The sequence below is a fragment of the Janthinobacterium sp. BJB401 genome (assembly GCF_013372745.1).
Taxonomy (GTDB): Bacteria; Pseudomonadota; Gammaproteobacteria; order Burkholderiales; family Burkholderiaceae_D; genus Janthinobacterium; species Janthinobacterium rivuli.
In genome coordinates, this window is the sequence record NZ_JABXFH010000001.1 from 25,385 (window position 1) to 40,605 (window position 15,221).

The window sequence follows — 15,221 nt, forward strand, 5'->3', positions numbered from 1 at the left end:
TAAAAACCGTCACGATAAGCTCCCCGCCAGTTCAAAGATCGGCATGTACATCAGCACCACCACGCCGCCGATGACGACGCCGATGATGGTCATCAACAGCGGTTCGAGCAGGCGCGACGCCCAGTCCACCCAGCGGGCGAATTCCTCGTCGTGGAACTTGGCCGAACGTTCCAGCATGTCGCCCAGGCGGCCCGTGTTCTCGCCCACTTTCAGCAGCGATTGCGCCACCGGCGTGGCCATGCCGGCGTGTTCCAGCGCGGTGGAAAACGGCATGCCTTCCTGCACCGCGCGGCGCGCCTGCGCCAGCTGCTCCTGCTGCGCCGGCAGCAGCATGGGCGCCACCATGGCCAGCGCCTTGTGCAGGGGGATGCCGGCGTGCAGCAGCAGGCTGAGGGCACGGTAGAAGCGCGCCAGGCGAAATTCCGCCGCCTTCGCGGCCAGCACGGGCAGGCGCAAGAGGCGCAGCACCAGCGCCATGCGCATGGCGCGGTTGGCGATGCCGAAGACCACGGCGGCCACCACGGCGGCCAGCGCGCCGGCGCACAGCAGCGGATGCGCGGCCAGGGTCTGGCCAAAGCCGAGCAGCATTTGCGACATCCACGGAATCTCGCGGCCCGAACTTTCGTAGACGACGCTGAATTTTGGCACCACGTAGCCGAGCAGGAACAGGGTCACCAGGCCGCCGACGACGAGCAGCATGCACGGGTAGATGGCGGCGGAAATGAGTTTTTTGCGGATGGCGTCGAACTGCAGCTGGTAGCCGACGAAGCGGGCCAGCGCCTCGGGCAGGTTGCCCGAGCGTTCGGCCGCGTGCACGGTGGCGATGTAAATGTCGGGGAAGATGTCGGGAAAATCGGCCAGGGTGTCGGAAAAGCTCTGTCCCTGCTGCAGGGTGAGCACGATGGCGGCCAGCGTGGCCCTGGCGCCCGCGCGCGTTTCCTTGTTGTGCAGGGTGGCCATGGCCTCACCCAGGTTCAGGCCCGCTTCGAGCAGGGCCAGCAGCTCCTGGCTGAATTGCAGCAGGGGCAGGCCCTGTTTGCCGGGACGCGGCGCGGCACCCGCGTCCGGCGCGGCGCCTGCGTCGACGGCCAGCACGCGCCAGCCGCCGCGCACGGCCGCGCGGATCGCCTCGGCCTCGCTGGCGGCGTCGATGGCCAGCGCCTGGCTGCCCGCCGGGCCCTGCACCTGGAGGTGGAACTGCATCGTCGGCTCAGGCGAGCATGGCGAGGGCCTGGGGCGTGAAAATGGGGTGATGTGAAAAGGGGAAAGCGCGTGCGGACAAGGTCGAAGTAGGCATCGGTCAGGAACAATCCAAAAAAAGTTCAATTCGTCGCGGGTACCGGCAGCAGGCAAGAGGCAATCACTGCCTCAGGGTAGACTGGAATTGCCAGGAAATCAATCGTGCCGTGCGGGCAAGCCTTGCATCGATGGCTTGCCCGCATGTTCAGCCCTCAGCCGTTTACTGGGTAACCAAGCTGACCTTGTCGATCACGAACGAGGTTTGCAGCGATGCGTCCTCGGTCGCGGCAAACGAGATCTGCACGGTCTGGCCCTTGTAGGCGATCAGGTCGAACGTACGGATCTGGTAGCCGGCCGCCTTGTTCACGTTCGAGTACGAGGCCAGGGTGCCCAGCACCGTGCCGGCGCTGTTCTTCACGGTGACGACCAGCTTGTCGTACACGGTATTGCCTGTTTCAGCCGTGTCGATATGCAGCGCGAAGGTCAAGCTGGCCGAGGTGGCGGCGGCCGGAATGGCCACGCTTTGCGTCAGCGATTCGCTGGCCGTGGCGCCATTGCCGCCCAACCAGGCGTACTTCGTGCCTTCGTACGCGGTTTGGCCCGTGAAGGTGCCGATGGCGCCCGTGGTGCCGCTCCAGCCCGTGGCGCCGGACTCGAAGCCGCCGTTCGTCACGCGCTCGGTGGCGCTGCTCGTGCCCACCGTCAGCGTGGCGTTGTTCGACGTGGCCGTCACGGCAGGCGAGGACGAATCCGTCACCGTGGCCTTGAACACGGCGCCGCTGTCGGCCGCCACGGTCGTGAAGCTGTAGGCAGGCGACGTGGCGCCGCTGATCACGGCGCCGTTGCGGTACCACTTGTAGGTGTACGGCGCCGTGCCGCCGCCCGCGCCCACGGCGAACGAGGCGGTGGCGCCCGGTGCGACGGTGATGCTGGCTGGCTGGCTGGTGATGGTCACCGCGCCGCCCGTCGTCGATTCATCGACGTCGGCGCCCACGTTGATGGCCGCATACGCGCGTTTGACGGCGATCGATTCGGCGCTGCCCACGCCATACAGTTCCTCTGCTGCCTGCAGCACTTTGTTGCGCGCGTCGGCGTAGTTGGTCGACGAGGTGAACTTGGTGGTGGCGGCCTTGAACCAGATGCGGTAAGCCTTGTCGCTGCCGATACCGGTCATGGCCAGCGGGCTTTTGTTCAGGTAGGAGCTGTAGTAGTCGCTGCTGGACGTGGAGTTCGAACCTTGCGACAGGAAGTAGAACATGCGGTTATTCGGGCCGCTGCTGTAGTGGACGTCGAGGTTCTTGATGGTGCTGCTCCACGCATTCGGGCTGCTGCCATCCTTGCTTGGCTTGTACAGCCAGCGCAGCGGCTGGCCATTCTTGGCGATTTCCTTGCCGGTCATCCAATCGTTGCCCGTGTTGGGGATCGTCGTGCCCGTGCCGCCGGCGCGCGCATACGCTTCCACCATTTCACCGGCGATGTCCGAGCTCGATTCGTTCAAGCCGCCCGACTCTTGCGAGTAGATCAGGCCCGAGGTGGCGTCCGTGATGCCGTGGCCCATTTCGTGGCCGATCACGTCGATGGAGCCGAGGTTGTTGAACGAGCTGCCGCCGTCGCCGATGTACATGCACTTGCAGCTGCTGTCGTAATAGGCGTTGTCATAGGCCGTGTTAACGTGGGCGGCGATGTGGGTGGCCGTGTTGTTGCCGTCCAGGCTGGACCAGCCCAGCACGTTCTTGTGCGTGTCGTAGGTGTTCATCAGACCCCACATCGCGTTTACGGCCGCCGTCTGGCCGTTGGCGTTGGTGGTGCTGCCGCCATTGATGTATTGCTGGCCGTCGCCCCAGGTGTTGCTGGTGCTGCTGTACACGCTGCCCGAGGTGGTGCCGTGGTTGGCATTCGTGATGGCCATGCCGCCGAAGCTGCCGCCCGTGCCGCGGCTCGGGTCCTTCATGGTGTAGGTGCTGCCCGTGAGCGTGGTGTTGAGCGGTACCTGGCCGTTGTACTGGCTGTTGCCGATGCCGGCCACGGTTTTCAGGGCTTTCCATTGACGCAGGATGCGGCCATCCTTGGCGCTGACGACGGTGTCGTAGTAGACCGGTTTGCTACCGCTGATCATGCGCGTTTGCACCAGGTAGGCCAGCTCGTAGTGGTCGACCACGTCCTGCACGTCGAGGGCGTTCAGCGCGGCTTCCGACTTGTTCTCGGCGCCGGCTATGCGCACGGTTTTCATGACAGGGTAGATCAGCAGCTGCGCATGCGGCGGCACGTGGTCGACGGCCTGCACGCCGATGCTTTTCACGGCGGCGGCGATGGCGGCGGCGGCGCTGACGGCCGGCGTGGTGTCGATATCGGTGGTGGCGCTGCGGGTGACGGAATTGACGCCGCCGCTACCGAGGCCGGACGCGCGGTCCGACACGGATTCGCTGACGATGTCGCCGGCGTTGTTGCTGACGACGACCGTCTCGGAGCCGAAGACGGGCAAGCCCTTGTAGGTGTGCTGCACGCGGCTCACGCGCGTGCCGCTGACGCCCGGATGCTGGGCGCCGACGGCAAAGCCATGCTCGGTATTCAAGCCGCGGCTGCGTGCCTGCGCGGCCAGCTTGTTGACCAGGCCGGCGTTCTCTTGTGGAGAGGCCAGGGTCACCGGGGCAGCCATCAGGGTCTGTGGCAGCGGCGTGGCGGCGTCCGCCGTGGTGGCCATCAGCGGCAGGGCGGCGATGGATGCGGCAACTATCGTCAAACGTAAATTCATTTCTGCTCCATGGTATCGGTTAAGGAAATGGTGAATGAGCTGGCCGCGATGCCTGATGGCCACCCCGGCGTGCCTGGCAGGCGGATAGCCTGCCGTTTTGTGGTGGCGTGACGCCGGGTAGGGGGACACTAAACTTGTCGAGATCGCCATGTCAAAAAATTCAAGAAATGGGTCACCAAGCGAATTTTTGTTAAGAATTGAACATTTATCGACGCTGCATCATCGGAAAGTTTGATCTACCACAAGCTGCAACTTTTGTTTTGGACTACTTCCCCTAATGGCGCGCTCTGTTGGAAAAACACTGTTGCATTTTCTAAATGTTGCGATCTACACTAGCTCTTCGCATTGTCCCCAGTGGACCAGGCGACGACAAAAAAAGCGCACGCGGCAATGACCGCGTCCAGATACAGCGCATCGGGAAAAAAATCGGGAGTTTCACATGACGTCAGTTCTGTTTTCTGCTGTTGGTTTCAGCCATTTCCCCTCTGGAGCGGCATTCATGCTGCATCCGCCTTCCTAGCCGCCGCCAGCCGGCTCTTCCCCCGCGAGGGGGGCTTTTCAGTGAGTCCGACCGCGCCGCCCGGCGCGGCCGCTGGCGCAGTGCATCCTTTTTTCAGGAAGGGTTGCCGGCTCCTGGTGCGTGCACCGGAATCACCGGCCTGACGAACTATGCTTTCGATAGCGACCAAAGTGGAACAGATCGTGATGGAATCGGCCTTTCTCAGCGAGGGATTGGGCCGCGGCTTGCTGAACCTGTCGGAACTGGCGCGCCAGCTGCAGCCGCAATTGCAGAGCGACTTATGGAAACCGGTGGGGCAGGCCGCCGTGGTGATGGCGCTGCGCCGCCTGGCCGAACGGATGCCGCAGCAGAAAAGCGGCGAGATCGTACTGGCGCACCGCGCGGGAGAACTGTCCACGCGCAGTGAATTGATGATTTTTACCTACCGCTATTCCGACCAGACCTATGACTGCCAGCGCCAGTTGCTGGCGCTGGCCGCACCCCAGCGCGGCACTTTCATCACCGTCACGCGCGGCGTCAACGAGGTGATGGTGATCTGCAGCCGTTCGCTGCATGCGCTGGTGGACGAGGTCTTTGGCGGCGAGCAGGAACTGGCGCGCCTGGAGCGGGTGACGGCCGTGACCCTGCACCTGGCGCCCGAAACCTGCTATACGCCGGGCGTGTATCACGCCATCCTCAAGCGCCTGGCCTGGGAGCGCATCAACCTGATCAACATCATCTGCACCTATACGGAACTGACCTTGCTGCTGGAGGCGTCGCAGACGGGGGCCGCCTTTTCCGTGCTGTCGAAAATCGTCGCGCAATGAAAAAGGCTCTGTCCCCGCTAAGTAGGGGAAGTCCCAGGAATCTTCCTGTGCCCCTGCTGTCTGACTGTACATCGCAGACAAACGGGAGCCTTCCATGCAGCCAAGCCAGTGGAAAACCTTTATCGCCCAGTTCGCCGCCCTGAACCGCCGCCAGCGACAGGCAGGCATTGCCCTGCTGCGGGGCAGCGCGCTACACGACGCGACCGTCGCGCTGCTGGAAAATGTGGCCCAGCCGCGATTGGCCTGCCCCGCCTGCAACAGCAATCATGCGCACCGGCACGGTCATGCACACGGACTGCAGCGTTATCGTTGTGTGCCATGTGGCCGCACCTTCAATGCGCTCACCGGTACGCCGCTGGCCCGATTGCGGCATAAATCGTTGTGGCTCGACTACGCCGATTGCCTTCTGGCATCCGACTCCGTGCGCAAGGCGGCGTTACAGCTGGGCGTACACCGCAACACCACGTTCCGCTGGCGTCACCGTTTTTTATCGCTGGCAAAGACAGACCGGCCCCATTGCCTGCATGGTATTGCCGAAGCGGACGAATTGTATGTGCTGGAATCGGAAAAGGGATCGCGGCATCTGACGCGTCCGGCCCGCTGCCGGGGTGGCCATGCCCACAAGCGTGGCATTTCCAATGAACAGGTCTGCATCCTGGTAGCGCGCGACCGCACAGGACAAACCCTCGATTTCGTTACGGGTAAAGGCGCGTTGACGAAAGCGAAGCTGCATCATTGCCTGTTGCCCGTCATCGACAAGGACATCTTGCTGGTCACCGACGGCCATGCCGCCTACCGGGCCTTCGCTCGAGAATCGGGCATCAGTCATCAGGCCGTTAACTTGCGCGCCGGCATCCGCGTGCAGGGTGCCGCCCATGTGCAGAACGTCAACGCCTATCACAGCCGACTGCGGCAATGGCTGGGTCACTTTCACGGTGTCGCGACGCGCTACCTGCCGAACTACCTGGGCTGGCGCTGGATACTAGATGCCGGGCGCATCCGTTCGCCAGAAACATTATTGAAGGCAACGCTGGGAGCGTTTCCACACCTGACGGTGACATAGCCATGAGAAACGCCCCGCCACATTGCTGCAGCGGGGCGTCAGGCAGAGTAGTCGCTGCTTATTTTTCCAGCTGTGTACGCACGCGGGCGATCGCGGCGCGGACCTGGCGTGGCGCGGTGCCGCCCACGTGGTCGCGCGCGGCAACGGAGCCTTCCAGGGTCAGCACGGCAAACACGTCGTCGTCCGTCAACGGGGAAAACGCGCGCAACTGCTCCAGCGACAGGTCGGCCAGGTCGCAGCCGGCGTCGACGCAGGCGCGCACGGCCAGGGCCACGGCTTCATGGGCGTCGCGGAACGGCAAGCCCTTCTTGACCAGATAGTCGGCCAGGTCGGTCGCGGTGGCGTAGCCCTGCAGGGCCGCCGCGCGCATCGCTTCCGGTTTCACCGTGATGCCGCCAGCCATGTCGGCGAAGATGCGCAGGGTGTCGATAACGGTGTCGACGGTGTCGAACAGCGGTTCCTTGTCTTCCTGGTTGTCCTTGTTGTAGGCCAACGGCTGGCCCTTCATCAGGGTCAAGAGGCCAGTCAGGTGGCCGTAGACGCGGCCCGTCTTGCCACGCGCCAGTTCTGGCACGTCCGGGTTTTTCTTTTGCGGCATGATCGACGAGCCGGTGCAGAAGCGGTCGGCGATGTCGATGAAGCCAATGCGAGGGCTCATCCAGATCACCAGTTCTTCGGCCATGCGCGACACGTGCATCATCAAGACTGCCGAGGCGGCGCAGAACTCGATGGCGAAGTCGCGGTCCGAGACGGCGTCGAGCGAGTTGTGGCAGACGTCGTCAAAGCCCAGCGTTTTTGCCACGCGCAGGCGGTCGATGGGGAAGGTGGTGCCGGCCAGCGCGGCGGCGCCCAGCGGCAGGCGGTTGACGCGCTTGCGGCAGTCGGCCATGCGCTCGGCGTCGCGGCCGAACATTTCGACATACGCCAGCATGTGGTGGCCGAAGGTGATCGGCTGGGCCACCTGCATGTGGGTAAAGCCCGGCATGATGGTGTCGGCATGCTGCTCGGCCAGGTCCGTCAGCGCACTGCGGAACGTCGCCAGCAGGGCGGTGATGTCGTCGATGGCGGAACGCACGTACAGCCGGATATCTGTCGCTACCTGGTCGTTGCGCGAGCGGCCCGTGTGCAGGCGCTTGCCCGCATCGCCTACCAGTTCGGTCAGGCGTTTTTCAATATTCAGGTGGACGTCTTCCAGGTCCAGCAGCCATTCGAACTGGCCGGCGGCGATTTCCTGCGAGATTTGCGCCATGCCGCGCTGGATTTCCGCGTAGTCGGCCGGGCTGATGATGGCTTGCGCATGCAGCATTTCCGCATGAGCCAGCGAACCTTCGATGTCGAACAGCGCCAGGCGCTTGTCAAAAAATACAGAAGCTGTGTAGCGCTTGACGAGGTCCGAGACCGGTTCGGAAAACCGGGCCGACCAGGCTTCGCCCTTTTTGGAGAATTGATCAGTCATGAAAGAAGTCCTTTAGTGTAGGGCGATTATAAACAAGGTTGGCCGGCGGTAGGGCTTTTAGGGGCTTGCAGGGCGCTGAAATGGCCAGGAATGGGGCTGGCAAGCGTCAAATGCCACGGCGCGGGTACGTTGTACGTTCCATCCCGGCTGTTTGTATTCTGTCCCGCGAATCGTGCGTTTGGTCGCAATCCGATGGCGGTTCAGGGGGGATCGGCCTACAGTTCAATCATCGCAGCACACAACCAGCCACTCAAAGGACATCATCATGAACATCGCTAAAAACATGGAAGCCATCTTCGTCGCCATCATCGCCATCGCCGCCGCCACCAGCCTGGCCACCGCCGCCGTGCCGAAGTTCCGCGCCGCGCCGGCACCGATCGCCGCCATCGCCGCCAGCGCCGGGCAAGTCACCATGCACACCGTGTACGTCAGCGCCAAGCGCCTGAGCGCGGAAGAAAAAGCCGCCCTGTAAGCGCGGCAGTGCAATCGAGGCAGAATCAGCAGCATCCGTAGTCACCACATCGCACCGGCAGCAAGCAGTACAGCATCAGCGGCAATCGGAACGGGCGGCGCCCCCGTTTCCTTTTCAGCCCAGGCGGAACGCGAGCTTCCCGCCATCCTCAGCATTTTTCAGCCTGCCATCGGCATCGCTCAATGGCGTGTTCCGTTTTACTGCCAGTGCATCAGGCACGGCGGAATCAATAGCAGCAGCGCCAGCACCAGGTAAATCAGCTGCAGCGGAATCATCCACTTGGCCCACGTAATCCAGGGCACGCGCGCCAGTGCCAGCACGCCGACGGTGATGCCGGATGTGGGGATCATCGGCGTGGTGAATTCGCCGAACTGGAAGGCCAGGATGGCGGTCTGGCGCGTCACGCCCACCAGGTCGGCCAGCGGCGCCATGATCGGCATGGTCAGCGCCGCCTGGCCGCTGCCGGAATGGATGAAGAAGTTGATCACTGACTGCATGAAGAACATCTTTTGCGCGGCGAAGACGGGGCTCGACGACGCCACCAGGGGCGTCAATGCATGCAGCATGGTGTCGATGATCTGCGCGTCGCGCGCCAGGATCATGGTGCCGCGCGCCAGCGCGATGACGAGCGCCACGCTGACCATGTCGCGCGCGCCCTGCACGAACGACGCCACCAGGCTGTCCATGTCGAGCCGGCCGACCAGGCCGACGACGATGGCCATCACCAGGAACAGGGCGGCGATTTCATCGATGAACCAGTCGTATTTGACGACGCCGACGACCATCGTCAGCAGGGTCGCCATGAAAATCCACAGCACCGCGCGATGCGTGCGCGTCATGCCGGCAAAGCTGCTCAGGTCCAGTGTGTGCTCGCTGCGCTTTTCGATGTCGAGCAGGTAGGTCGGGCTTTTTTCCGGATGGCGCTTGATGCGCGCCGCGTACCACATCAAGAACACGATGCTGACCGCCGTGGCGATGGCCCACACGATCAGGCGGTAGCCGATGCCGGAAAAGATCGGCACGCCGGCGATACCCTGAGCGATGCCGACGTTGAACGGGTTCAAAAAGGCGGCGGAAAAGCCCACTTGCGAGCCGATGAAGGGAATCGACACGCCCGTAATGGTGTCATAGCCCAGGGCCAGGGCCAGCGGCACGAAGATCAGGATGAAGGGAATCGCTTCCTCGTTCATGCCGAAGGTGGCGCCGCCCAGCGAAAACATGGTGAAGAACACGGGGATGATGGCGGCGCGCACGAAGCGCGAACTGGTGTGCGCCTTGGCGATGGCCTTGATCAGCGAATCGAAGGCTTCCGTTTTTTGCAGCACGGCGAAGGCGCCGCCGACGATCAGCACGAAGCCGATGATCAGGCTGGCGTCGACGAAGCCCTTGATGGGCGCCATCATCAGCGCGGCGAGTCCCTGCGGCTTGTTGTCGACGTAATGAAACGTGCCGGGGATGATCAGCTGTTTGCCATTGACCAGTTGGGTGTCGAATTTCCCGCCTGGCACCAGCCACGTCGCCAGGGCGATCATGGCCAGAATGCCGCACAGCAGGACGAAGGTATTGGGGAGCTTGAATTTTCTCATGGGTGTCACTTATTGGCTCAGCAGGCTGCCGCCGCGGAAGGCGACGGCGCCTGCGACCTTGCCGACGTTCATGCCGCGCAAAACGTGGCGGTGGGCGCTGCGCGCAAAAAAGACGCCTGCGACGGTGCAGCGCAAGGTCGTCGTCTCGCCGCTGACGGGGTCGATCAGGTCGGCCACGGCGTCGCCGGCGGCCAGCACCTCGCCCATTTCGCGCAGGTAGACCAGCACGCCGTGATGCGGCGCGAGGATCGGTTCCACGCCGGCCAGCGGCGTCGGCTCACATTGCGGCGCGGGCAGGTCGTCGCCGGCGCCGTCGATTTCCAGCACGCCCTCGATGGCGAGAAAACGCAGCAGGGCGGCGGCGTCGCGTTCGGCCAGGGCGTAGCTCACTTCCACTTCGCCGCGCAACTCGACGGTGGTCGACAGGCAGGCGGCGGGAATCGGATAGCGTCCGCCGAAGTGCGCATCGAGGTCCCACCACAAGCGGCTGCAGGCTTCGTCGAACGGCTCTTCGCCGGCCGCCAGTTCCAGCAGCACGGCGCGCGCGCCCAGCAGTGCGGACAGGGGCGCGATCTGCGCCGCCAGCGGCGTGCCCGTGTAGATGTGCAGGGCCGCCTCGTTATCGCAATGCAGGTCGAGCACGATGTCGGCGTCGATAGCCATGCCCAGCAGGGTTTTCTTCAAGGTCTCCGCATCCGTGCCCGGCCGCCAGGCGGCGACGGCGGCGCGCGCATGCTCGCGTATCAGGGCCACGTTGGCCTGCGCATCCTGTCCCAGCAGGCCGTCGAGCGTGGTTTTCAGTTCATCGGCCACGTGGCGGTAGGCGCGGTTGAAGTTGATGCCGGTGGTCAGGTCGAAGCGGCCGAACGGCGCGCCATGAATGGCTTGCGCCAGGCCGATCGGGTTGGCGGCCGGCACCAGGATGATTTCGCCGTGGATCTTGCCGGCCGCTTCCAGCGCCAGCAGTTCGCGGCGTAAAAATTGCGACACCAGCATGCCCGGCACCTCGTCCGCGTGCAGCGCCGCCTGGATGTACACCTTTTTGCCGCTGCGGCTGGTGGCGGCCGCGGCGCCGAAGTGGAAACTGCTCAATTGGCACGCTACGCTGGCGTGCGCGGTGGAGATGGGATGCTGGTGTACTTGCATGGTGGGTGCCCCGAAAAGGTGCATGGTTGATGGATTCCGGTCGATTATGTAGCAATATTTTCACGAAGTAAATCAATGAAAATCCTTTTACAAATATTTGTTGAGTTTTCTTTTTGATATGAGTACAGTAAGTTCCAGCGACCCGATTTCGCCTTCCGCCAGTGATCCGCAGTCCCCAAGAATACAGGCCGCCAGTGATATGAGAGCATCCGCCAGTCCTGCCAGACGCAGCGCCCCCAAGCCACTTGCCACCGCGCTGGCGTCGCCCGACGCCGCCTTCGCGCAATCGCCGCTCGGGCAGGCGCTGATGCACGTGCTGGCCGGCGGCTCGGCTTCGCAGCGGCAGATCGCCGACTACCTGCTGCGCAACCAGATGCGGGTGACGGCGCTGGGCATCGAGGAACTGGCCGACAGCTGCCAGGTATCGACCGCTACCATCAGCCGCTTCGCGCGCGACATCGGCCAGAAGAATTATTCGGCCATGCGCGGCGCCATGGCCGAAACCCTGCAATCGCTGTTGCAGCCGGTCGACAAACTGCGCCGCACCATAGAGCGGCGCGCGCGCGCCACCTCGCCTGTCACGCAAAGCCTGGAATATGCGGCCGCGAACATCGCCGCCACGTCCGATGCCCTGTCGCCGCACGCCATGCAGGCCGTGGTGCGCCGCCTGACGCGCGCCAGGGTCGTGTATGTGATGGGTTTCGGCCTGTCGGCCAACCTGGCCGGCATGCTGGTGCAGCATCTGCAGCCGTTTTGCCCGCATGTGGTGGAAGTGGTGGGCATCGGCGGCTCGGAAGTGGCGGCCGGCCATCTGGTCAACCTGACGGCGCACGACGTGCTGGTGGTGATCTCGTTCCCCCGCTACACGCTCGACTGCATCGGCCTGGCCAGCTTCGCGCGCGACCGCGGCGCCTGCATCGTGGCGCTCACCGATTCTCCCGCCTCACCGCTGGCCGAACTGGCCGACCACGCGCTGTATGCGCAAAGCACCCATCCCGTCCTGCCCAGCAGCGCCAGCACGGCGCTGGCCATGATCGAGGCGCTGGCCGTGGCGCTGATGGTATCGAACAAAAAGAACGTGGAAAAAGCGGCCCGCCTGAGCGACGTCATCGCCGCCTATCTGTACGGCGGCGAGCATGGCGTGCAGGGCTCCCGGAAAACAGCTTCAAAGCAACGCAAGGCAGTCGCAAAATCATTATAAAAAACAGGCATCATTATTGGGGAGAGTGGCAATGCAGATGAAAAGACAGGACGGTGGCTCCTTGCCGCGCGAGTCGGCGCTGGCGCAAGGCGTGCGCCTCGCGCTGGGCGCCCTGAGCGTGTCGGCGGCGCTGGGCATGCTGGCTGGCGGCGCGCAGGCGCAAGAGCAGAAACAGGAGCTGGTGCGGGATGAAGAGCCTGCACCGAAAAAAATGCAGCGCGTGGAGATCACGGGTTCGGCCATCAAGCGCCTGGAATCGGAGACGGCGCTGCCGGTGCAGGTCATCACGCGCGCCGAGATCGAAAAGGCGGGCGTGACGACGGCGGCCGAGCTGATGGCGCGCGTGTCGGCCAACGTGGGCGGTCTGACCGATGGCGCCAGCATCAATATCGGCGGCGACCAGCGCGGCTTCAACAGCGCCAACCTGCGCGGCGTGGGCACGTCGTCGACCCTGGTGCTGCTCAATGGACGGCGCATGGCCAACTTTGCCTCGCCCGGCGACGACGCGGGCGTGGACCTGAATAACATTCCCGCCGCCGCCCTGCAGCGCGTGGAAGTGCTGCTCGACGGCGCCTCGGCCCTGTACGGCACGGACGCCATCGGCGGCGTCATCAATTTTATTACGCGCAAGGATTACCAGGGCGTGGAGCTGAACGTCTACGGCAGCCGCACCGATGAAGGGGGCGCGGGCAAGCGCACGGCCAGCATCACGGCAGGCACGGGCGACCTGGCCACGGATGGCTACAATATCTTCGCTGTGGTCGACCTGCAAAAAACGGACCGCCTCAGTTCCTCGCAGCGCAAGTTCATTCCGAACCTGCAGGTGCCGCAGCGCCTCGGGCATTTGCTGTCGAGTTTTACCAGCCCGGCGAATATCCGCCTGTCGGGGGAGCAGCGCGACTATTTGCAAGAGAATGGCTTCCTGCTCAATGGCCAGCCGATTACCAATCGCCAGATCAATCCGTCGATCCCGAACTGTTCGCCGCCGGCCAACCTGTACCTGCCGGCGGGAACGGGTGGTGTTGATGCCTGTACCTATGACTACATGGGCGACACGGAGCTGTATCCGAAGACGGACAAGCAGAACCTGCTCACGCGCGGCGTGCTGAAACTGAGTAACGACCACCAGCTGTACGCGGAAGTGGCGCTGAGCCGCTCGCGCAGCTATTACGTGGGCTCGTCGGCGCGTGTGATCGGCTATCTCGATTACAGCAAGGTGCCGCAGCTGGCCAATACCGGCCTCGATAGCATCGTCGACGAAGACGGCAATCCGACTGCGCGCGAACTGGAACTGCGCATGCGGCTGAACGAGGCGGGCATGCGCACCAGCCAGTTGACCAGCGAGAGCCAGCGCTTCGTGGTGGGCGCCAGCGGCACGCTCGGCGGCTGGGATTATGACGTGGGCTTCAATCACAGCGTCAACGTCGTGAAGGACCGCGATACGCATGGCTACGTCCTGTACGACAAGCTGTTGGAAGGCATCGCCTCCGGCGACATCAACCCGTTTGGCCCATCGGGCGCGAAGGGCAAGGCGCTGCTCGACAGCATCCAGGTCAATGACGAAGTGCGGCATGCGCGCGGCACCATGGATGCGCTCGACTTCAAGGCATCGCGCGCGCTGATGGCCTTGGGCGGCGGCGACATGGCGCTGGCCGTGGGCGGCGAAGTGCGCCGCGAGCGCACCGAGTTCCGTCCGTCGGCGTTGCTGATGAGCGACAACATCAACAACGACGCGGCGCCCGAAGGCGGTGTGGCCACCAGCGACAGCCGCAAGGTGCAAGCGATTTACAGCGAATTGCTGCTGCCGTTGACCAAGCAGTGGCAGGCGCAGTTGTCGGGCCGTTATGACCATTACCAGCAGGTGGGCGGCGCCCTCAGTCCGAAGATCGGCCTGACCTACATGCCCAGCAAGCAGGTGCTGCTGCGCGCTTCGGCCGGCAAGGGCTTTCGCGCGCCATCGATGTCCGACCTGCACCGGCCCACTGCCTACAGCAGCACGGCGACCTTGCCCGATCCCGTGTATTGCGCGAGCGAGAACAATGATTATTCCGTCTGCGCCGATAACTGGGATACGCGCCGCTACAGCAACGACAAGCTGAAACCGGAGCGCAGCCGCCAGTTCACGGCCGGCCTGGTGCTCGAACCGAGCCAGCACTGGACCTTCAGTGCCGACTATTGGAACATCAAGCGCACGGACCTGATCAGCGAAATCGGCGACGACATCATCCTCGGCAATCTGGCCAAGTACGGCGATCTGGTGCACCGCGATGAAGACGGCTTGATCGACTACATCGAGCTGCGCAAGGAAAACCGCGGCGCGCAAAAGGCGGCGGGTATCGATATCACGGCCGACCTGCATGGCGTGAAAACGGCGTGGGGACGCTTTGGCGCGCACCTGAGCGGCACATATGTGCTCGATTCAAAAATCCAGACCAGCCCTGGCGAGGTCTTTATCAGCAACCTCAATAAATTCGTCACGGAAGGCGTGGTGCAGCGCTGGCGCCATACGATCACGCTCGATTGGGACAATGGCCCGTATTCGGCCAGCCTGTCGAACACGTATTCGAGCGGCTACGATGACCAGAATTCGGCCATCAACACGGACGATGGCAGCGTCGTCAAGCCGAACCGGGTCAAGGCCTACACCTTGTGGGACATGTCGGGCGCGTACGCCGTCAGCAAGCAGTTCAAGCTGCGCGCGGGCATACAGAATCTGTTCAATACCAGCCCGCCATACTCGAACCAGGCCTATTTTTTCCTGTCCGGCTATGACCCGAGCTACACGGATCCGCGCGGCCGGCGCTTTTATGCGAGCGCCAATTACAGCTTCAAGTAAGCAGTTTTACATAGAAACCCGGAGATACCGCAACAGCGCTGTCATATGCAGCAAGTAGTATTGCAGTTTGATGCATTTGGGTTGCAAGCAGCAGTATTGGCAGCAAGGGCGCGTGCCTGTATCAACCAGTGCGCGCCACTTTCC

The 15,221-nt window shown here is 63.5% G+C and carries 10 protein-coding genes; 5 read left to right on the forward strand and 5 right to left on the reverse strand.

Features of this window, described 5'->3' with window-relative positions; all coding sequences use genetic code 11:
* Positions 1–9: 9 nt before the first annotated feature.
* On the reverse strand, positions 10–1,203 hold the full coding sequence (locus HWE17_RS00130) for a type II secretion system F family protein (protein ID WP_176387339.1): 1,194 nt from the start codon (positions 1,201–1,203) through the stop codon (positions 10–12).
* A gap of 256 nt (positions 1,204–1,459) precedes the next feature.
* Positions 1,460–3,991, reverse strand: coding sequence for a M4 family metallopeptidase (locus tag HWE17_RS00135; RefSeq protein WP_176387340.1), 2,532 nt, complete (start codon positions 3,989–3,991; stop codon positions 1,460–1,462).
* Between the two features lie 669 nt (positions 3,992–4,660).
* On the opposite strand from HWE17_RS00135, the gene HWE17_RS00140 reads away from it, so the two are divergent.
* On the forward strand, positions 4,661–5,317 hold the full coding sequence (locus HWE17_RS00140) for a hypothetical protein (protein ID WP_035822266.1): 657 nt from the start codon (positions 4,661–4,663) through the stop codon (positions 5,315–5,317).
* 94 nt (positions 5,318–5,411) lie between these two features.
* Complete coding sequence (locus tag HWE17_RS00145) at positions 5,412–6,380, forward strand: IS1595 family transposase (RefSeq protein WP_176387341.1); 969 nt, start codon at positions 5,412–5,414, stop codon at positions 6,378–6,380.
* Positions 6,381–6,438: 58 nt separating this feature from the next.
* Here HWE17_RS00145 and argH read toward each other — a convergent pair whose 3' ends face one another.
* The gene (argH, locus tag HWE17_RS00150) at positions 6,439–7,836 is read right to left on the reverse strand and encodes an argininosuccinate lyase (RefSeq protein ID WP_176387342.1); all 1,398 of its coding nucleotides are present in this window, start codon (positions 7,834–7,836) and stop codon (positions 6,439–6,441) included.
* A gap of 265 nt (positions 7,837–8,101) precedes the next feature.
* On the opposite strand from argH, the gene HWE17_RS00155 reads away from it, so the two are divergent.
* Positions 8,102–8,308, forward strand: coding sequence for a hypothetical protein (locus HWE17_RS00155; protein WP_099401655.1), 207 nt, complete (start codon positions 8,102–8,104; stop codon positions 8,306–8,308).
* A 197-nt stretch (positions 8,309–8,505) separates the two neighbouring features.
* Here the strand turns inward: HWE17_RS00155 and HWE17_RS00160 are convergent, their stop codons facing one another.
* Entirely contained in the window at positions 8,506–9,894 is a 1,389-nt protein-coding gene (locus tag HWE17_RS00160) for a YfcC family protein (protein ID WP_176387343.1), read from the reverse strand.
* Between the two features lie 9 nt (positions 9,895–9,903).
* Entirely contained in the window at positions 9,904–11,040 is a 1,137-nt protein-coding gene (locus HWE17_RS00165) for a succinylglutamate desuccinylase/aspartoacylase family protein (protein ID WP_176387344.1), read from the reverse strand.
* Between the two features lie 199 nt (positions 11,041–11,239).
* Between HWE17_RS00165 and HWE17_RS00170 the strand changes: the two genes are divergently transcribed.
* Positions 11,240–12,241, forward strand: coding sequence for a MurR/RpiR family transcriptional regulator (locus HWE17_RS00170; protein WP_176387345.1), 1,002 nt, complete (start codon positions 11,240–11,242; stop codon positions 12,239–12,241).
* A 31-nt stretch (positions 12,242–12,272) separates the two neighbouring features.
* Entirely contained in the window at positions 12,273–15,077 is a 2,805-nt protein-coding gene (locus HWE17_RS00175; protein WP_176387346.1) for a TonB-dependent receptor, read from the forward strand.
* Positions 15,078–15,221 lie beyond the last annotated feature (144 nt).